The organism is Afipia sp. P52-10, from assembly GCF_000516555.1.
Classification (GTDB): Bacteria; Pseudomonadota; Alphaproteobacteria; order Rhizobiales; family Xanthobacteraceae; genus P52-10.
The window spans coordinates 2,392,511-2,410,740 of the sequence record NZ_AZSJ01000003.1 but is presented as its reverse complement, the minus strand read 5'-3'; the positions used below and the strand labels follow the sequence as shown (position 1 = coordinate 2,410,740).

The window sequence follows — 18,230 nt, the reverse complement described above, 5'->3', positions numbered from 1 at the left end:
TCGCGGGCGGCGCTATAATCCTTCGCCGACGCGCGACGCTTCCTCGCGTGACGATCGATGGAGTGTGACTGATCATGGCGCGCTATGACGTGGTGGTGATCGGCGCCGGTCTCGGCGGGCTGACGACGGCAGCGATCCTCGCGCGCGAGGGGCGCAAGGTGCTCGTGATCGAGCGCGGCAACTCGGTCGGCGGCGCCGCCTCCAGCTACAAGGCCGGCGACCTGTTCATCGAGGCGTCGCTGCACAAAACCTCCAGTCCGGAAGATACCCGCGACCCGAAGCACCGCGCGCTGACCCGCGCCGGCGTGCTGGACAAGCTGGAATGGGTCTCCACCGGATCGATCTACGAGGTGCGCGGCGGGCCGCTGCGGGCTCCGTTCGTTCTGCCCGCGGGCTTCGATGCCGCGCAGGCAGCACTGGCGCAGGCCTTCCCGGATTCGCGCGCGGGCATCGCGGCGATCCTCAGCGACATGGAGCAGATCGCCGAGGCGGTCGGCAAGCTTGCGGGCGAAGGCACGTTCGACAACCCGCTGCACAGCCTCGACCGGCTGAAGGCCGCGCTGCCCGGGCTGAACCACTGGGACGCGTCATTGGCGCAGCGGCTCGAGCAGGCGTTCGGTCGCGACGAAGGGGTGAAATGCGCGCTCGCCGGCAATCTCTGGCACTATCACGACGATCCGGCGACGCTGTGGTGGATCGTGTTCGCGAGCGCACAGGGTGGCTACGTGCAGAGTGGCGGCCGCTATGTGAAGACCGGTTCGCAGCGGCTTTCCAGTGCGCTGGCCCGCGCGATCAAGCAGGCGGGCGGCGAGGTGATCCTGCGCCGCGTCGCCACCGGCATCGAGACCGACGGCAAGGGCCGCGTCCGCGCCGTTACCCATGTTGCCAAGGCCGGCGGCGATCCGCAGACGGTGGAAGCCGATCGCATCGTCAGCAACGCCGCGCCCGGCATCGCCGCTGCGCTGCTGCCGCGCCCCGAAGGCACCGCGCTGAGCGAGAGCTACGCGGATCGCCCGCCGTCGGTGTCGCTGTTCGCGCTCACCCTCGGCCTGTCACGCCCACCGGCGGAGGTCGGCCTCACCGCCTATTCGACCCAGTTGCTGCCGCCCTGGATGAGCACGCTCGACGACTATGCCAAAGGCACGGCGCTGTTCGCAGGCGAGCCCGGCAGCGCGATGCCGCCGATGTCGATCGTCAACTATTCGGCAATCGATTCCGGCGTGCCCGCGCACCCGCACATCATCTCCATCGTCGGCACCGACCGCCTGAGCAACTGGAGCGGCGTGGAGCGACCGGTCTACACCGCCAAGCGCGCACGCTGGCAGGAGGCGATAGTCGCCTATCTCGACCGGCTCTATCCGGGATTGCAGGCCGCCGTCGCCGCGATCTCGTTCAACACCGCGAGCTCGATGGTGAGCTATCTCAATGCGCCGAACGGTGCCGCCTACGGCTTCGCACCGGTGCCACCGACAGCACCGTTGAAAACGCCGCGCTCGCCGCGCACGGTGGTCGATGGCCTCTATCTCGCCTCCGCCTATGGAGGGTATGGCGGCTACAACGGCGTGATCCAGGCCGGACAAGCCTGCGCCGACACGATCATCGCCGGCGGCTGAGCCGCATCGGCGACACGATCAGTTGGTGTTGCGGCGAAAGCGTAGCTCCCTCGTTCCCGTTAGTACCAGCACGTCGCCCTGCCGCCGCCAGCCGCTGATATCGGCGAGCGCCGCCAGCAGCGCATCGTCCGCCGCAGCGCGATCGGCCGGACAGCCGCGATCGTCCACCGCGCCCGGCACGAAGACGATGGTGTCTCCGGCGACCGAGAAGCGGCCGCGCGCGCCCTTGCACCACAGTTCGATGATTACCTCGCCGCTCGGACCGATCTCGAGATTGGGAATCCGCTTCGAACCGCGCATCGGTGCCGCTTCCAGAGTGAGTTCGGTGTTGAAGGGAAATCCGTTCTGCGCCGCCGACGGCGCTACGCTTGAACCAAGTGCGGCCACCAACAGACCAACCCACACGCCACCCCATTGCACCACCGATCGCACATCCATCTCCATCACGCGACGCGCCATTCCAACGCATGCAGCCGGAACGCGATGCCGCTCTCCGCACGCTCATGCGAAACAGAACCCGGGCGCGTTGATCACTCACCCCAAGCACCTCGCGCTTTAAAGAGTCCGGATCGCGATGACTAGTCTTGACAGCCGTGCAGACCGAGCACCAAGTCCTCGCGGGGCAAGGATCGCGCCAATCACGCGCCTGTGACACTGCGCGCCATGATCCGCCATCATCGCCGTGACATGATCGCCGCCGCAAACACGACGTCTCATGAGGAACCGACCGCCATGGATCAGCGCATCATCGATCTCTACGACGGGTTCACCCACGGCCGCATCAGCCGCCGCGATTTCTTCGACCGTCTCACTGCGCTTGCGGGCTCTGCGGCTGCGGCCACCGCCGCCTACGAAACCTTGCGGCCGAACTATGCGCGCGCCGCGATCGTCGCCGAGAACGATCCGCGGCTGGTGCAGGACAAGGCCTCGTTCGACACCATGCAGGGCGATGTGCACGGCAACCTGGTGCGCCTGGCCAACAAGGTGAAACGGCCGGCGGTGCTGGTCATCCACGAGAACCGCGGACTGACGCCGCACATCCAGGATGTGGCGCGACGAATGGCGCTGGAGGGCTTTCTCGTGCTCGCGGTCGACCTGCTCTCGACGGTCGGCGGCACGCCCGCCGACGAGGACAAGGCGCGCAGCATGATCGGCAATCTCAGTCTCGAGGACGTGCAGGAGCAGGCGGCCGCCGCCGTCAGCTTCCTGAACAAGCATCCGGAATCGACCGGCAAGACCGGCGCGATCGGCTTCTGCTGGGGCGGCGGCATGATCAACCGCCTCGCCATGACCAGCCCGGAGCTTGCCGCGGGCGTCGCCTATTACGGCCCGGTGCCGGCCGACAAGTCGCGGGTGAAGGCCATCACCGCGCCGCTGCTGCTGCACTATGCGGGGCTCGACACCGCCGTCAATCCCGGCATTCCCGCCTGGGAGCAGGCGCTGAAGGACGCCGGCAAGCGCTACACCGTCTACGTGTACGAGGGTGTCAACCACGCCTTCAACAACGACACCGGCGGCCCGCGTTATAACAAAGCGGCGGCGGACCTCGCCTGGTCGCGCACGGTTGCCTTCCTCAAGCAGAATGTCGGCGAGCCGCCCGCGAGCTAAAGCATGATCCGGAAAAGTGCGAAGGGTTTTTCCGAAAAGATCATGCTTAAACAATAAGCTAAAGCGCGAGGCTGATTCATCCCAATCTCATCACGCCCTAGCGGACATTCGAACAAGCCCCTTAACAAGACCCTTGCGCGCACACCGCTTGCACAGCCCGGCGACGATGCACGATGCCGCCACGCTTTCGCCATCACGGCGGGAGCGGAGAATGACGGCCCTTTCCCTGCCCGGCCCGATGACGCCGCAATCGAAATCTGCGAACCTTTCCTCTCTCGATGATTTGCCCCGCCGGCCGCTCGCGCCGGCGGTCGTTTAAGGAGACCGCCTGGTGAAGAATCTCGGCTCGACGCTTGCGACCGTATGGCGGCTTGCGGCGCCCTACTTCCGCTCCGAAGACAAATGGGCGGGGCGCGGCCTGCTCGCGGTGGTGATCGCGATCGAGCTGGCGATCGTCACCATCAACGTGCTGCTGAACCAGTGGAACAGCCGGTTCTACAATGCGCTGCAGGAGCGCAACTGGGACACCTTCGTCAGTGAGCTGATCTACTTCTCGGTGCTGGCGGCGCTGTTCATCGCCCTTGCCGTCTACCAGATCTACCTCAACCAATGGCTGCAGATCCGCTGGCGCCGCTGGCTGACGCAGCGCTATCTCGGCAGCTGGCTGACGGGGGCCAACCACTACCGCATGCAGCTCACCGGTGATGCCGCCGACAACCCGGACCAGCGTCTGACCGAGGACGTCAACCAGTTCGTCGAGAGCACGCTGACGATCGGCCTTGGCTTGTTGAATTCGGTGGTGACGCTCGGCTCGTTCGTGGTCATCCTGTGGGGATTGTCGGCGGCGGCGCCGCTGCAGATCGGCGGCAAGGACGTCAGCTTTCCCGGTTATCTGGTCTGGGGTGCACTGATCTATGCGATCTTCGGCACGCTGCTGACGCACTGGATCGGCAAGCCGCTGGTGGCGCTGAACTTCACCAAACAGCGGGTCGAGGCCGACTTCCGCTTCAACCTCGTGCGGGTGCGCGAGAACGCCGAGCAGATCGCCCTTTTGCGCGGCGAGGACGCCGAGCGCGAGCGGCTGACGGAGCGATTCGGCCGGGTGGTGGAGAACTGGATGCAGATCATGAGCCGCACCAAGCGGCTGACGGCCTTCACCGCGAGCTACGGACAGGCCGCCGTCGTGTTCCCCTTCATCCTGGTGGCGCCGGCCTATTTCGGCGAGAAGATGCAACTCGGCGGCATGATGCAGACCGCGTCGGCCTTCGACAGCGTGCGCACCGCGCTGTCGTTCTTCGTCACCGCCTACCGCTCGCTGGCCGAGTGGCGCGCGGTGGTCGCCCGTCTCGACGGCTTCGAGGCCTCGATCGACAAAGCCCGCGACCTCGCCGCGCGCGATGACACGGTGCGCGTGACGCCAGCGGATGGCGGCACGCTGGCGATCAAGGATCTCACCGTGCAACTCCCCGACGGCCGACCGCTGGTGACCGCCGATGGCTTTGCGGTTAAGGCCGGCGAGCATGTGCTGGTGACGGGCCCCTCTGGCTCGGGCAAGTCGACACTGTTCCGGGCGATCGCCGGCATCTGGCCGTTCGGCAAGGGCGAGATCGCGGTCCCGGCCAACACGAAACTGATGATGCTGCCGCAGCGGCCTTACTTCCCGGTCGGCTCGCTGCACGGCGCGATCGCTTACCCGTCATCGGAGAATGCCTTCAGCGCCGAGCAGGTGCGCGACGCGCTGAACGCAGTCGGCCTGCCGGTGCTGGCGAGCCGCCTCGACGAACAGGGCCACTGGAACCGAACGCTGTCGCTCGGCGAACAGCAGCGGCTCGGACTGGCACGCGCGCTGCTGCAGAAGCCGCAAATCCTGTTCCTCGACGAAGCCACGGCCTCGCTGGACGAGCCGTCGGAAGCCGCGCTCTACCAGCTCGTGCAGAAGCAACTGCCGGAGACGACGATCGTCTCGATCGGCCATCGCACGACGCTGCACGCCTTCCACACCCGCAACGTTGCGTTCGAACGCAAGGGCGATCACTTCGCGATGGCGCCGCGCGCAACCGCACCATGAGCCCAAACGTCAGAGCCAGCGATCCGGCCAGCCGTTGCGCAGCACCAGGCGGTGCCAGAGAAAGGCGAACGCCGCCAGCATCAGCGCACCAACCAGCACCGGCGCGATCAGGAACGACCAGGGCAGATTGCCCGCAACCACCAGCAGCGGGCTGATGCCGGCCGGCGGGTGCAGCGTATCGGTGAGGATCATCGCCAGCACAGCTAGCGCCACGGCGGCTGCGGCGGCCACGGAACCGGGCCCGGTGAGGCCGAGCACCAGCAGGCCAACCAGCGCGGACAGCAGATGGCCGCCGATCAGTGCCCGTGGCCGGGCCGGGCGCGCCTCGGGCTGACAGATCACCAGCACGATCGAGGTCGCGAACGGGATCATCGCCAACGGATAGGCCGTCAGCGCCGACGACTGCTCCATCACATAGATCGCAAGCCCGCAGCCAAGGCCGGCGAGCGCGGCCGCGGCGAGCCGCGCCAGGCCACCGCCTGCGCCTCTCTCCCGCACCGCTCTCCAGCCCCACTGCTTGTTGCTCGGCCTAAGATCCAGGCTCATCGTGCCTCCTCGCGAGTCTCGCCTCATCGAAGCAAGCGGCGGACCATTCGCCGGCGGCGCGCATGACGCGCAAGGCACGGGGAGGAAACCGCAAAGAGAAAGGGCGGCAGATCGCTCTGCCGCCCTCGTCCCGATCGTTGGTGTCCGGCTTACTTCAGGTGCTGCGAGGCAACCAGGTCGGCCGAGAACTTGGCGATGAACGTGTCACCGCACCACTTGGAGCCATAGCCGCTCGGATTGATCGGCGAATACGAAGACGAGAAGCTGGCGCCGAAGTCACCGGTGAAGGCGTTACAGTCGGCCTTCTTCAGGTCGGTGCCCGAGTAGCGCAGGTCGAGGGTGAACACCTTGTAGGTGAAGCCGATGCCGGCGTTCCAGGTGCTGTAGTCCTTGAACTTGATGCCGTTCAGGTACGGGCCGAGACCCGAGACCGGGTCGGGAATGCCGGTGCCGTAGAACGAGTCGGTGGTGCCGAGGAACTGATGGCCGAACTCACCCGAGACGTACATGCCGACGCCGCCCGGCAGGAACGTGCCCGGAGCCGTCCACTTCAAGGTGCCCGACACGTAGTGGCCGTCGGCGCCGGAGTTCAGGTACGACGGCGTGTAGTAGTAGTTCGCGCCGATACCCCACTGGTCGTTGATCGTCCACAGCACCTTGCCGTAGACCTCGAAGAAGCTGACGTCCTTCTTCATCACGTTGCCGCTCGGCGCGATGACGTTGGCCGCACACTCGGCGCTGAGCGGATTGCCAGCGGTGTCGGTGGCCGCGCCGTACTGGCACTTGCCGCCCGGATACAGGTAGCCCCACACGCCGAAGTCGAAGGCGAATGCGCCGAAGGTCGGGCGGATACCGCCGTAGACGTCGATCTCAGCCGCGGCGCGGTTCGGGAACGAGATGCTGGCGCCGCCGACACCGGCGTAGAGCTGCAGCGAGTCGTTGATGTTGTAGCGCGGCTCGAAATAGGCGGAGACCGACGGATTCCGGTTCGACTGGGCGATGCCACGGAAGCGATAGTCGCTGCTGATCGACGCTCCGAACGCGAAGTCCCACGGAGAAACGACGATGGGAGCCGGAGGCGCCTTGTACGGCATCCGCATATCAGCCGCGTACGCGGAGCCGCCGAATGCGAGCACCGCCGCGATTGTCAAACCAACTTTCTTCATTGTGATCCCCATTGATCAAAAAACTGGTGCGGCGAGCCCCCTAAGCCCCTGTTACCCCTCAGGCTCAGACAATCCTGCCGCGGAACGACCCTGCGATGGCCACAATCTGCGGGTGTTGGCCTTGTGCGGAAAGCAAAAAACCCAAGCAAGTGCCGCCTTTTTAGGCAATCAAGGCTTGTAGACGGCATCTCGATACACGTTGCGGAACAGGTGTTGCTTTCGCGTCACAATAATTTGGGGCGCGATGGCCACGCGCGTTGCCGGCGCGGCGGGATTCGCGGCTGATCTGACGATGACGTCACGCGCGCGGCTGGGCGATTCGCGCGGAGCGACCAGAACACGGACCGCGAAAGCCCAGGGCGGCGCCCATATGCAAAGCCCAAACCCAAATCCCGGACGACGAGGATCTATCCCAGGAGGGGGCAAGAGAAATCCCAGGAGACAAGGATCCGAAAGGACACGAGTCCCCAAAACCATGGGTCCTCAAAACCAAGTGGCCTCAAAACCAAGGACCCAAAGACAGAGAGACCGCAATCGGCCGTCGGGCCACCGTCGCGGTCGCCGTCTCGCGGGATCAGGTCCGCGGCGGGGTGATGCACCCGCCGCGATCTTCCCTGCGACCATCGTCCTGATTGTGTCGGCGCGCGTGGCGCAGAAGACCTAAGCGAGGCCGCTTTGCTCCGCTCATCACCACGCCAGAGCGCGAGGGTTCGTTCGAACCCCATCGCGCTCTATGCTCGTGCGCTTTGACCCCAGTGCGCTTCAGCGCGTCTCATCGCCGGAATCGGAGCCACCCATTGGCGGCGGGGTCCAAGCGGGCGCCGGCTGCGGGGTCTCGACCGGAGCCGGAGCAGTTGGCGGCTTACGCGGCGCCGACGTCCTCTTGGCGGCCTTCTTCTTGGGAGCGGCCTTCTTTGCGGCTGACGGACCGGACTTTCTGGCAGCCTTCTTCGCAGCCTTCTTTGCGGTTTTCTTACCCGCCTTCTTGGCCGACTTCTTTACGCTCTTCTTCGCCGATCGCTTGGCGGCGGCCTTCGCGCCCTTCTTCTTTTTGGCAACGACGACCTTTTTTGCCTTCTTCGACTTCTTTGCTTTCGCTTTCTTCGCCTTCTTAGCCATTCACCCTTCTCCTGTTGCCGTCGATCCGGATCGGCTCATCCCGTCCGCATGATCGCGCCGTGCCCCTGATCATCTGAAACGCGCTACCTTCTGAAACGCACCACCCACGATCGCATCATCTGCAGTCATTTTGTCGCTGCAGTTATCGCCGCGACCCGTTGATCGCGGCCTTCCTTGTGGCCCACTGGGCAAACCCACGATGCTGGGGCCAAGACACACACGGGCCAAGACACACACGGGCCAAGACACACGGGCCAAGACACACGGGCCAAGAAACGCAGGCTAAGAGGCTCTGGCCTAGGGACTCAGGGCAAGAAATTCGGGCCGAGAGATTTGAACCGAGAATCTTGAACCGAGAACCTTGAACCGAGAATCTTGGACCAAGACTCGGGCCGCCACGATGCAGATCCAATCCAGCAGCGTCAGAATGCAGGATCTTTGCCAGATCCTCTGTGAGATCGAAGCTGTATGCTTGGCCACCCCCAGCACGATCCCCGTACGACGCCTGGCCAATCATCCGTCAGTCAGCGCCCGCCTAAAGCTTCACTCCCGATGTTCGGCTTCGGTCCTCCTGTTGCCCAGTCCACAAGTTCGATCGTGTGCACCACCGGCAGCGGGTTGCCCCGCTCGTCCGTCGCACCGGAGATCTGCACCATGCATCCGATATTGCCGGCGGCGATCACATCCGGCTTCAAGGTTGCGATGTTGGAGATCTTCCGCTCGCGCAATCTCTCCGCAATGTCGGGCTGGAGGATGTTGTAGGTGCCCGCCGAGCCACAACACAAATGACCTTCGGGCACATCTTTCACCACGAAGCCACTTTTGAAAAGCAATTCTTTCGGAGCACGCAGAATCTTTTGCCCGTGCTGTAGCGAACAGGCCGCATGGTAGGCGACGACAAGATCACTGCGCGTCGTGGGAAACGACAGATCGAGTTCCGCAAGATACTCGGTGATGTCCTTCGCCATCGCCGACACCCGCGCAGCCTTCGCCGCATAGGCTTTGTCCTCGCGCAGCATGTAGCCGTAGTCTTTGATCACCGTGCCGCAGCCCGATGTGGTGACAAGGATCGCATCCAGGCCATGCGCGTCTGCCTCCGCGATCCAGGCATCGATGTTGGCGCGGGCGCTGGCGAGCGCGGCATGATCGTTGCCCATGTGATGGGTCAGCGCCCCGCAGCACTGCTCGTCCTTGACCAAGGCAACCGCGATGCCATGCCGCGTCAGCACGCGGATCGCCGCGTCGTTGATGCCGGGCGAGAGCACCTGCTGGGCACAGCCCTGCAGCAATGCGACGCGGCCGCGAGGCTTCTCCTGATGGTCGCCCTGCGGCGGAAACACCGTGCCGGCTCGAGCGGATCGCTGCGGCAAACGGGACGGGGCAAGCGACAGCATCGCCTTGATCCGCCTGAGGAAAGACGGATTGGCCGGATCGCCCTTCTCCCCCGGCAGCAGCAGGCTCGCGAACGGCCGGCCGATGCGCGCGAGCGCGAGGCTGAGACGAAACAGCTCCGGCCGGGGCAGCACCCATGCCAGCACCGACCGCAGCAGCCGTTCGCTGAGCGGCCGCACATACTGCTCGGCGATCCGGACCCGCGCCTGGTCCACCAGGTGCATGTAGTTCACCCCCGACGGGCAGGTCGTCATGCAGGCGAGACACGACAGGCAGCGGTCCACATGCTTGACCACGTTGGCGGTCGGCGCCTGGTTCTTCTCCAGCATCTCCTTTATCAGGTAGATGCGGCCGCGCGGGCTATCGAGCTCGTCGCCGAGCAGCACGTAGGTCGGGCAGGTAGCGGTGCAGAAGCCACAATGCACGCAAGCGCGCAGGATCTTGTCGGCCTCGCGGATGTTCGGGTCGGCAAGCTGTTCCAGGGTGAATTCGGTCTTCATCGTGCCCCCGCCCGCGTGAGTCGTCCGCGGTTGAACACGTCGGACGGATCGAAGGCCGCCTTCACCCGCGCCGTCAGCGCCGCGACGCCCGCATCGAGCGGATGGAACACATCCACCGCCGCGCGCACCGCATCGCTGGCGCGAATCAATGTCGCATGGCCGCCGCTCGCCGCAACGCGCGCGCGCACCAATGCCGCATGAGCATCTTGCGCCGGCGGCAGCGCCGCCCAGATCAATCCGCCGCCCCAGTCGTAGATCAGGTCGCCGCCGGTCTCGCGCGCAAGCTGCTGGCCGAGCGTACCGCCCGCCGCCGGCGGACAGACGATGCGCCAGACCGGCCAGGCGCCGAGCGGCCCCGACGCGGCAAACGGCGTCACATCGCGGATCGCCGCCCAAATCCGGCGCGATGGATCGCCGTCGATCCGCTCCAGCGGCCCGAACGCATCCAGCGCCGCCGTCAACGTCTCCGCGCGATGAGCGACCGAGGCGGCGATTCCTTCGAGGCGAAGCAGCGTCAGCGCCGAATCGGCCGTTACGCCATCACCCAGCACACCGGCAGCCCGCAGCGACGACGCCGGAACATGGGCGGCAGCGGAGACATCATAGGGCGAGCCGAGCGCCACCCCCATCGCCCGGACGGCGGTGCCCTCGTCGAGACCGCGCAGCACCAGCGTCGTCTCGCTCTCGGCTTTCGGCATCACCTTCAGCGTCACCTCAGTCATCACTGCCAGCGTGCCCCAGGAGCCCGCGACCAGCTTGCAGAGGTCGTAGCCGGTGACGTTCTTCACCACCCGCCCACCGGCCTTGAAGCTTTCGCCGAAGCCGGACACCGCTGAAATGCCCAGCAGGTGATCGCGCGCGGCACCGGCCTTGACCCGCCGCGGTCCGGCGAGCCCGGCCGCGATCATGCCGCCGATGGTGCCCGCGCCCTCCGGCGTGCCGAGCAGCGCCGCGGTGTTCATGGGCTCGAATGCGAATTCCTGGTTCTTGGCGGCGAGCAGCGGCACGATTTCGCTGAGCGCCGCGCCCGCCTGCACGGTGAGGATCAGTTCGTTCGGCTCATAGGCGGTGACAGCGTTCAGCGCCGACAGGTCCAGCACCGCATTGGTCGCCATCCGGTGGCCGACCACAGCCTTGGTGCCGTGGCCGACGATCGCCAGCGGCTGGCCCGCGCCGATCGCGTCGCGCACCGCCGTCTCGACATCCTTGGCATCCCTCGCCTTCACGCGTCCGCACTCCGCTTGGCCTGCGCGGCAGACAACGCCTCGCCGCACGATCACAGCGGATAGCCGGTTTCGCTAATCCTGGTCAAACCGCTTGCATCCCTATGGCAGGGCGCGTGATCAAGCTGGCCGCGGCATTCCCAGCTGCGCTCTGTCGTGACGTCGGACCGCTAGAACCGCGGAATGTCCGGAAATGCCAGCTTGCCGCCGCGCACATGCACCCGGCCGAGTTCGGCGCAACGACAGAGCGTCGGGAACACCTTGCCCGGATTGAGCAGCCCCTCCTCGTCGAACGCGCATTTCAGCCGCTGCTGCTGGTTCAGATCGATCTCGGTGAACATGTCGCCCATCAGGTCGCGCTTCTCGACACCGACGCCATGCTCGCCGGTCAGGACGCCGCCGAGTTCGACGCAGGCGCGCAAGATGTCGGCGCCGAACTTCTCGGCCGCGTCCATCTCGCCGGGCTTATTGGCATCGTAGAGGATCAGCGGATGCAGGTTGCCGTCGCCAGCATGGAACACGTTGGCGACGCCGAGCCCGTATGTCTCCGACAGCTTGCGGATGCGGGCCAGCACCTCCGGCAGCTTGCCGCGCGGGATGGTGCCGTCCATGCAGAGATAGTCCGGCGAGATTCGCCCCACCGCCGGGAACGCCGCCTTGCGCCCGGCCCAGAACAACAGCCGTTCATCCTCGCTGCCGGAGATGCGGCAGGTGGTGGCGCCGCAGCCGAGCGCGATCGCCTCGACCCGGCGGATCAGTTCGTCCACCTCCACCGTCGGCCCATCCAGCTCGATGATCAAGAGCGCCTCGACATCGAGCGGATAGCCCGCATGCACGAACGCCTCCGCCGCATGGATCGCGGGCCTGTCCATCATCTCCATGCCGCCTGGAATGATGCCGGCGCCGATGATGTCGGCGACGCAGCGCCCCGCCTGCTCGACCTCGTTGAAACCGACCATCATCGCCCGCGCCGTCTCCGGCTTGCGCAGGATACGTACGGTCACCTCGGTGACGACGCCGAGCAACCCTTCCGAGCCGGTGATGATGCCCATCAGGTCGTAGCCTGCGGTTTCTGCCGCCTTGCCGCCGATGCGCAGGATTTCCCCGGTCATCAGCACGAACTCGCAGCCGAGCACGTTGTTGGTGGTCATGCCGTATTTCAGGCAGTGCACACCGCCGGAATTCTCCGCCACGTTGCCGCCGATGGTGCAGGCGATCTGCGACGACGGATCGGGGGCATAATAGAAGTCCGCATGCGCCACCGCCTGGCTGATGGCAAGGTTGGTGACGCCGGGCTCGACCACGGCGCAGCGGTTGTCGAAATCGATCTCGCGGATGCGCTTGAACTTGCCGAGTCCCAGCAGCACGCCGTCCTTCAGCGGCAGCGCGCCACCGGAGAGCGAGGTTCCCGCCCCGCGCGGCACCACGCGGATGCGGTTCTCGTGACAGTAGCGCAGCACGCGGCTGACCTGTTCGGTGGTGTCCGGCAGCACAACCACCATCGGCGGCTGGCGGTAGGCGGTCAGCCCGTCGGACTCGTATGGCACCATCTCGGCGGCGGAATCGATCACGCCCTCGCCCGGCACGATCGCCCGCAACGCCGCGACGATCTCGGATCGGCGCGCCAGCACGTTCGCATCGGCCTCGGGCATCGCGATCGACATCATGCTCTCCCAGTCAGATCGTCATCTCCGCATCCTGAGAAGCTTGTGGATCAAGCATCTCGAAGGATGAGCACGGGCTGCAGACGATCCGGCTTTATGCTCCGAGATGCGCCTGACCCTGTTGCTAAAAGTCTCTAAGCCGACAGTGACGTCGGGGTTGCGGCGGCGACCTTCGGGTCGACCGCGACGGGCAGGATCGCCTGCACCACGAGACCGCGCGCCCGCGCATCCATCACGCCGACCGCACGCAGCGCCATCAGCGTCATCGTCTGCACCGCGTCGCGCAGCTTCACCGGATCGTCGAGGTTGTCGGGCGCGAGCGGACCGACAAGCGCCTCATGCAGCGCGCCGATCAGTGCAGCGGCGGTGAGCGACGCATCCTGGGTCGGCAGGTGACCGGCGCGGGTGGCGGCGGCGATGCGGGCCTCGATTTCGGCGACGATCGCCTTGCGGCTCTCGATCCGCGACGGCGTGACATCGACATCGATCGGCTCGGCGAGGATCCCCCAGGCGAGCTTGCGGTGCGACAGCACGTCGACGGCGATGGTGGTCACGGCGGCGGCGAGCGCCGACAGCGGTCCCGGCGCGGCGTCGGCGGCGCGGCGCACCGAATCGAGCTGCTCGCGCGAGACGTCGGAAATCAACTCCGAGATCAATTCGGCCTTGGACGGGAAATAACGATAGACGGTGCCGGCGGCGACATTGGCGCGGGTCGCGATCGGCGCGATCTGCACGGCGGTCATGCCGGATTCGGCGGCGGTGTCACGGGCGGCAGCCAGGATCGCGCGGCGTCGCGCCGCTAGTCTTCGCATCACCTGCTGAGTCCGTCGATACACCACTGGGCATCACCTCCCCACGCGATCTCCGGAACGAAGACCTGGTCCTGCGTCTTGTCGCCTGCTTCGGTCCATCCAATGGCCAAGTCCTGACCCGAGTGGCGGTCCGAAGTCCCCAAGCTGCGCACAGTAAGAAATGAACACTAGTTCAGAATAGATGGCAAGACCGGATCATCACAGAAAGTGCGGGAACTGGTGCCGAGACCAAGACGACAACCTTCCGGCAGCAATTCGCTGGCTCAGACTCACGGTTTGTGGACCTTGCTCCAGCGGTCGGCGAACTGGTGCAGCGGCATGAACGTCGCGAACAGGTCCTTGCCCAACGCCGTCAGGCCATAGCCGCCGCCTTCATAGGCCTCGATGAATCCCGCCTCGCGCAACTCCGTCACGCGCTGCTGCATCACCGTCGGCGAAGCGTCGTCGCACGCCGCGCGCAATTCTCGCGAGGTCAGCGCGCCAGCACGCAATTCCCAGACGATCCGCAATGTCCAGCGCCGCCCCAACAGATCGAGCAGCGCCATGATCGGCCGCCCGCTCTTCGATCCGCGCACGGCCGGATGGCCGCCCTTGTCGCTCTTCGGCATCAACGTTCCTTGTAATGCTACTGAAAATGTAGCACAAATGCTATTGAAATAGTAGCACAAGGATCACGCCATGTCGAAGACCGCTCCCCGCGTCGCGCCGCTGCAGCCACCCTATCCGCCCGCCCTGCAGGATGCCTTCAACCGCATCATGCAGGGCAAGCCGCCGCTGGTGCTGTTTCGCACGATCGCCACCAGCGAACGCGCGTGGACGAAATTCAGCGCCGCCGGCCTGCTCGATCGCGGCCCGCTGTCGCTGCGCCAGCGCGAGATCATCATCGATCGCGTCTGCGCGCGCGGGGCTTGCGAATACGAATGGGGCGTGCATGTCACGATCTTCGCCGAGGCTGCCCAACTGACGAGTGCGCAGGTGCGCGCCACCGTGCTGGAAGGAGCCGACGCGGCCTGCTGGGACGAATCGGAAAAGGCGTTGATCGCCGCCGTCGACGCGCTGCACGAGCGCGCCACACTGAGCGACAGCGAATTCGCAGCGCTGAGGCTGCACTACGACGAGAAACAGACCCTCGAAATCCTGATGCTGTGCGGCTTCTACCGCACCGTCACCTATCTCGCGAACGGCCTGAAGCTGCCGCTGGAGGACGATGCCGCGCGGTTTCCAAGCATGTGAAGCCGCCTTTCCGCTCCCTCTCCCCGCCTGCGGCGAGAGGGGCGGGGTGAGGGGATGGCGCAAGGCGTTTACGCCTCATCCTGAGGAGCTTGCAAAGCAAGCGTCTCGAAGGATGAGGCCGAAGCATTCGTTCATGCAGGCTTCGCCGCCTCATGGTTCGAGACGCGCGCTCCTCACCACCATGAGGACGAGCGTCAAGCGATGCCGGTGCGCAGCACGTCGTGCACGCTGACGATGCCGACCGGCTTCTTGCCTTCGGCGACGATCAGCACCGTCACCCGTGGCGTGAACGAGTTCATCAGGTCGAGCAAGCCGCTGGCCAGCAAGCCCGGCGCAACGGTGCGCGGGTTCTTCGTCATCACGTCATCGACCAGCGTGGTCATCAGGTCCGGCTTCATGTGCCGGCGCAGATCGCCATCGGTGATGATGCCGGCGAGGTCGCCCGTCGCATCGACGATGGCTACGCAGCCGAAGCCCTTCGACGACATCTCCACCAGCGCGTCCGACATCGAGGTGCCGAGCGGCTTCACCGGCATCTCGCTGCCCGCATGCATAATGTCGCGCACCGACTTCAGCATCGCGCCGAGCTTGCCGCCCGGATGGAATTTCGCGAACTCCAGCGCGGTGAAGCCGCGGCTTTCCAACAGCGCGATCGCCAGCGCATCGCCCAGCGCGGCCTGCATCAGGGTCGAGGTAGTCGGCGCGAGGTTGTGCGGGCAGGCTTCCAGCGCCTTCGGCAGCGTCAGCGCCACGTCCGCCGCCGATCCCAGCGTCGAGGTTGCGTCCGCGGTCACCGCGATCAGGCCGATGCGGAAGCGTCGCGAATAGGTGATCAGGTTCTTCAGTTCCACCGTCTCGCCCGACCACGACAGCGCGATGATGACATCGTCGCCGGTGATCATGCCGAGATCACCATGCCCCGCCTCGGCCGCATGCACGAAGAAAGCCGGCGTGCCGGTGGAGGCGAGCGTCGCTGCGATCTTGCGGGCGATGTGGCCGGACTTGCCGAGGCCGGTGACGATGACGCGGCCCTTGGCGGCGCGAATCAGGTCGACGGCGGCGGTGAAGGCCGGGCCCAGCCCGCCGGTGAGCGCGGCGCGCAGCGCGGCGATACCGTTCGCCTCCGCATCCAGGGTTCGCAACGCCGATGCAATGGCGTCGCTGGCATGATTATCGGCGTGGCTCGGCGCGGACGGCGTAGGGATCCGCGGTTTGGGCGTCGGCATACTGTCTTGGTCCGGCAGGTGGATAAGGTGGCCGCGTGCGGCGACGCAGGTCTCTTAGCACGCCCCGGCGTCGGAGGCGACGCGGCGGCAGCCGGTCCGCAACGGCTCATTAACCATAATTGTTTTAACTCGCTTAACCGCTTCGGTCAGGACGGGCGAGCCTGCGCGCGGCCGCGCGCATCGCCCAATATCCTGAATTCGTTCAAGTTTTCGGCCGCAATGGTTGCGTCCGGGGGACCAGGAGTTCGTTGGTGTCAGGCTGGCTGGAACCAGGCCCCCCGCGGGGGCGGCGGAAGCGTCATCGCTTCGGCCGGGCGCTGCCGGCCGCCATCCTGCTTGCTGCGGCTGCCACCTCCGATGCGGGCGCTCAGGCTCTGACCTCGGATCTGTTCAACGGCCAGCCCGACAGCTTCTCCGGTCAGAACCGCCCCCTCCGCCGCATCGGCGACAGCGCCCAGCAAACCGCCGGCATGGACACGTCAACGCCCTCGCGCATCGGACAGCCGCCGCCGGTGTTCGCGGTGCCGGCCGGCACCGGCGCATCATCGATGGGTTACGACTCGCTGAACCGCAAGAAACGTCCACCGCGGCGCAAGCCCGCAGTGTCGCCGACCGTGCTGCCGCCGGTGCCTACGACCAAACCGCCGGCTCCGCTGCTGCCGATGGTCGTTCCAGTGGTACCTCCGGTGCGGCTGCCCTCGGCCATGACCACCGCCAACCGGCCGAAGCTCGCGCCCGCGATCCTCGGCGCCGTCGAAGGCCAGCCGCCGCGCCGCCGCCTGACGGTCGATGACGATCCATTCGGCCCCGCCGGGATTTATGCGGGCACCTTCCTGGTGAAGCCCGCGATCGAGGTCTGGACCGGCTACGACAGCAACCCCGGCCGCATCAACAACGGCAAGGGTTCGTGGCTGTACATGATCGCGCCGGAATTGCTGGCCGCCTCCAACTGGGAACGCCATTCGGTGATCGCCGACCTACGCGGCTCGTTCACCGGCTATTCGATGCGCAACGACGGCGGCTGCGACTGCTCCACCGGAACGCCGGTCGCCTCGCCCCTGCCGGTCAACATCGACCGGCCCGACTTTACCGGCGCGGTCAAGGGCCGCTGGGACGTGACCCGCGACACCCGCATCAACACCGATGCGCGGCTGCGCGTCTTCACCGACAACCCCGGCAGCCCGAACATTCAGGCCAACCTGCAACGCTACCCGATCGCCACCTCGTTCGGCGGCACGCTCGGCGCGACGCAGAGCTTCAACCGTTTCGAGGTGACCGCGAACGGGCTGGTGGACCGCACCGTCTATCAGCAATCGACTCTGAGCGACGGCACCAAGTCGAGCAACCGCGACCGCGACTACAACCAGTATAGCGGCCTGTTGCGCGGGTCCTACGAGGTGATGCCGCAGCTCAAGCCGTTCGTTGAGGCGACGATCGATCGGCGCGAACGCGACCTCGAATTCGACCGTTACGGCTATGCGCGCAACTCCTCCGGCTACATCGTGCGCGCAGGCTCGACCTTCGAACTCTCGCGCTTGATCACTGGCGAGGCGTCGGCCGGCTACAGCAGCCGCTCCTACGAGGACCCACGGCTGCGCGACATCAGCGGCTTCCTGGTCTCGGCCTCACTGATCTGGAAACCGACCGGGCTGACCACCGTGTCGTTCAACGCGCTGACGACCATCGACGAGACCACCCTCCCGGGCGTCTCCGGCGTGCTGTCGCGCAGCTACAGCGCCCAGGTCGAGCACGCCTTCCGCCGCTACCTGATCGGCACGCTGAAGTTCGGCTACACCACCGCCGACTACGATGGCTCCGACCGCTTCGACAAGATTTACTCGGTCGGCGGCGACCTGGTCTACAAGTTCACCCGCGACGTCCATGCCAAGCTCCAGCTACGCCACGACTGGCTGAACAGCACGGCGACCGGAGCGGACTATCAGGCGACGCTGTTCATGCTCGGCATCCGGCTGCAACGCTGAGCACCTAAGCCATCGGTCACGGCTCGCGAGCAGCCCCGCCGTGCCACGCAACCAGCTTCATAGAGAAGAAGAACGAGC

General features: G+C 66.0%; 15 protein-coding genes. 6 read left to right on the top strand and 9 right to left on the bottom strand.

What is annotated here, in order from left to right; genetic code table 11:
- Positions 1 to 74: 74 nt before the first annotated feature.
- Entirely contained in the window at positions 75 to 1,613 is a 1,539-nt protein-coding gene (locus X566_RS12690; protein WP_034466721.1) for an NAD(P)/FAD-dependent oxidoreductase, read from the top strand.
- Positions 1,614 to 1,631: 18 nt separating this feature from the next.
- Here X566_RS12690 and X566_RS12685 read toward each other — a convergent pair whose 3' ends face one another.
- Positions 1,632 to 2,051, bottom strand: a complete 420-nt coding sequence (locus tag X566_RS12685; protein ID WP_051444206.1) for an META domain-containing protein — start codon at positions 2,049 to 2,051, stop codon at positions 1,632 to 1,634.
- A 294-nt stretch (positions 2,052 to 2,345) separates the two neighbouring features.
- Between X566_RS12685 and X566_RS12680 the strand changes: the two genes are divergently transcribed.
- Complete coding sequence (locus X566_RS12680) at positions 2,346 to 3,221, top strand: dienelactone hydrolase family protein (RefSeq protein WP_034468539.1); 876 nt, start codon at positions 2,346 to 2,348, stop codon at positions 3,219 to 3,221.
- A 331-nt stretch (positions 3,222 to 3,552) separates the two neighbouring features.
- A complete protein-coding gene (locus X566_RS12675; protein WP_034466719.1) occupies positions 3,553 to 5,289 on the top strand; it encodes an ABC transporter ATP-binding protein/permease in 1,737 nt (578 codons plus the stop codon).
- Positions 5,290 to 5,298: 9 nt separating this feature from the next.
- On the opposite strand, the gene X566_RS12670 is transcribed toward X566_RS12675, so the two are convergent.
- Both X566_RS12670 and X566_RS12665 read right to left on the bottom strand, forming a co-directional pair.
- Entirely contained in the window at positions 5,299 to 5,835 is a 537-nt protein-coding gene (locus tag X566_RS12670) for an HPP family protein (RefSeq protein ID WP_051444059.1), read from the bottom strand.
- Between the two features lie 149 nt (positions 5,836 to 5,984).
- A complete protein-coding gene (locus tag X566_RS12665) occupies positions 5,985 to 7,001 on the bottom strand; it encodes a TorF family putative porin (RefSeq protein ID WP_034466717.1) in 1,017 nt (338 codons plus the stop codon).
- An 883-nt stretch (positions 7,002 to 7,884) separates the two neighbouring features.
- On the opposite strand from X566_RS12665, the gene X566_RS24695 reads away from it, so the two are divergent.
- Entirely contained in the window at positions 7,885 to 8,172 is a 288-nt protein-coding gene (locus X566_RS24695) for a hypothetical protein (protein WP_152539863.1), read from the top strand.
- Positions 8,173 to 8,644: 472 nt separating this feature from the next.
- Here the strand turns inward: X566_RS24695 and glcF are convergent, their stop codons facing one another.
- The 5 genes from glcF to X566_RS12635 all read right to left on the bottom strand — a co-directional run bounded on the left by glcF (position 8,645) and on the right by X566_RS12635 (position 14,319).
- Positions 8,645 to 10,012, bottom strand: a complete 1,368-nt coding sequence (gene glcF, locus X566_RS12655; RefSeq protein WP_034466715.1) for a glycolate oxidase subunit GlcF — start codon at positions 10,010 to 10,012, stop codon at positions 8,645 to 8,647.
- Positions 10,009 to 11,238 carry an FAD-binding protein gene (locus X566_RS12650; protein WP_034468532.1) on the bottom strand — a complete coding sequence of 410 codons (1,230 nt, stop codon included), beginning with the start codon at positions 11,236 to 11,238 and terminating at the stop codon, positions 10,009 to 10,011. Before X566_RS12650 ends, glcF begins: the two co-directional genes overlap by 4 nt.
- 167 nt (positions 11,239 to 11,405) lie before the next feature.
- Positions 11,406 to 12,899: an FAD-linked oxidase C-terminal domain-containing protein gene (locus X566_RS12645; RefSeq protein WP_034468529.1), complete on the bottom strand. Its 1,494-nt coding sequence runs from the start codon at positions 12,897 to 12,899 to the stop codon at positions 11,406 to 11,408.
- 134 nt (positions 12,900 to 13,033) lie between these two features.
- Complete coding sequence (locus X566_RS12640; RefSeq protein WP_034466714.1) at positions 13,034 to 13,738, bottom strand: TetR/AcrR family transcriptional regulator; 705 nt, start codon at positions 13,736 to 13,738, stop codon at positions 13,034 to 13,036.
- A 242-nt stretch (positions 13,739 to 13,980) separates the two neighbouring features.
- The gene (locus X566_RS12635) at positions 13,981 to 14,319 is read right to left on the bottom strand and encodes a helix-turn-helix domain-containing protein (RefSeq protein ID WP_034466712.1); all 339 of its coding nucleotides are present in this window, start codon (positions 14,317 to 14,319) and stop codon (positions 13,981 to 13,983) included.
- 70 nt (positions 14,320 to 14,389) lie between these two features.
- Here X566_RS12635 and X566_RS12630 point away from each other — a divergent pair, with 70 nt between their 5' ends.
- A complete protein-coding gene (locus X566_RS12630) occupies positions 14,390 to 14,944 on the top strand; it encodes a carboxymuconolactone decarboxylase family protein (RefSeq protein ID WP_034466710.1) in 555 nt (184 codons plus the stop codon).
- A gap of 194 nt (positions 14,945 to 15,138) precedes the next feature.
- On the opposite strand, the gene X566_RS12625 is transcribed toward X566_RS12630, so the two are convergent.
- The gene (locus X566_RS12625; protein ID WP_034466709.1) at positions 15,139 to 16,170 is read right to left on the bottom strand and encodes an SIS domain-containing protein; all 1,032 of its coding nucleotides are present in this window, start codon (positions 16,168 to 16,170) and stop codon (positions 15,139 to 15,141) included.
- Positions 16,171 to 16,421: 251 nt separating this feature from the next.
- On the opposite strand from X566_RS12625, the gene X566_RS12620 reads away from it, so the two are divergent.
- A complete protein-coding gene (locus X566_RS12620) occupies positions 16,422 to 18,152 on the top strand; it encodes an outer membrane beta-barrel protein (protein ID WP_244434735.1) in 1,731 nt (576 codons plus the stop codon).
- Positions 18,153 to 18,230: the final 78 nt, after the last annotated feature.

Excerpts from the sequence above, each read along its gene's own strand:
- X566_RS12690 (WP_034466721.1), top strand. The coding sequence starts at position 75 with ATGGCGCGCTATGACGTGGTGGTGATCGGCGCCGGTCTCGGCGGGCTG.
- X566_RS12635 (WP_034466712.1), bottom strand. The coding sequence starts at position 14,319 with ATGCCGAAGAGCGACAAGGGCGGCCATCCGGCCGTGCGCGGATCGAAG.
- X566_RS12665 (WP_034466717.1), bottom strand. The coding sequence starts at position 7,001 with ATGAAGAAAGTTGGTTTGACAATCGCGGCGGTGCTCGCATTCGGCGGC.
- X566_RS12680 (WP_034468539.1), top strand. The coding sequence starts at position 2,346 with ATGGATCAGCGCATCATCGATCTCTACGACGGGTTCACCCACGGCCGC.
- X566_RS12630 (WP_034466710.1), top strand. The coding sequence starts at position 14,390 with ATGTCGAAGACCGCTCCCCGCGTCGCGCCGCTGCAGCCACCCTATCCG.
- X566_RS12670 (WP_051444059.1), bottom strand. The coding sequence starts at position 5,835 with ATGAGCCTGGATCTTAGGCCGAGCAACAAGCAGTGGGGCTGGAGAGCG.
- X566_RS12625 (WP_034466709.1), bottom strand. The coding sequence starts at position 16,170 with ATGCCGACGCCCAAACCGCGGATCCCTACGCCGTCCGCGCCGAGCCAC.
- X566_RS12685 (WP_051444206.1), bottom strand. The coding sequence starts at position 2,051 with ATGGATGTGCGATCGGTGGTGCAATGGGGTGGCGTGTGGGTTGGTCTG.
- glcF (WP_034466715.1), bottom strand. The coding sequence starts at position 10,012 with ATGAAGACCGAATTCACCCTGGAACAGCTTGCCGACCCGAACATCCGC.
- X566_RS12645 (WP_034468529.1), bottom strand. The coding sequence starts at position 12,899 with ATGTCGATCGCGATGCCCGAGGCCGATGCGAACGTGCTGGCGCGCCGA.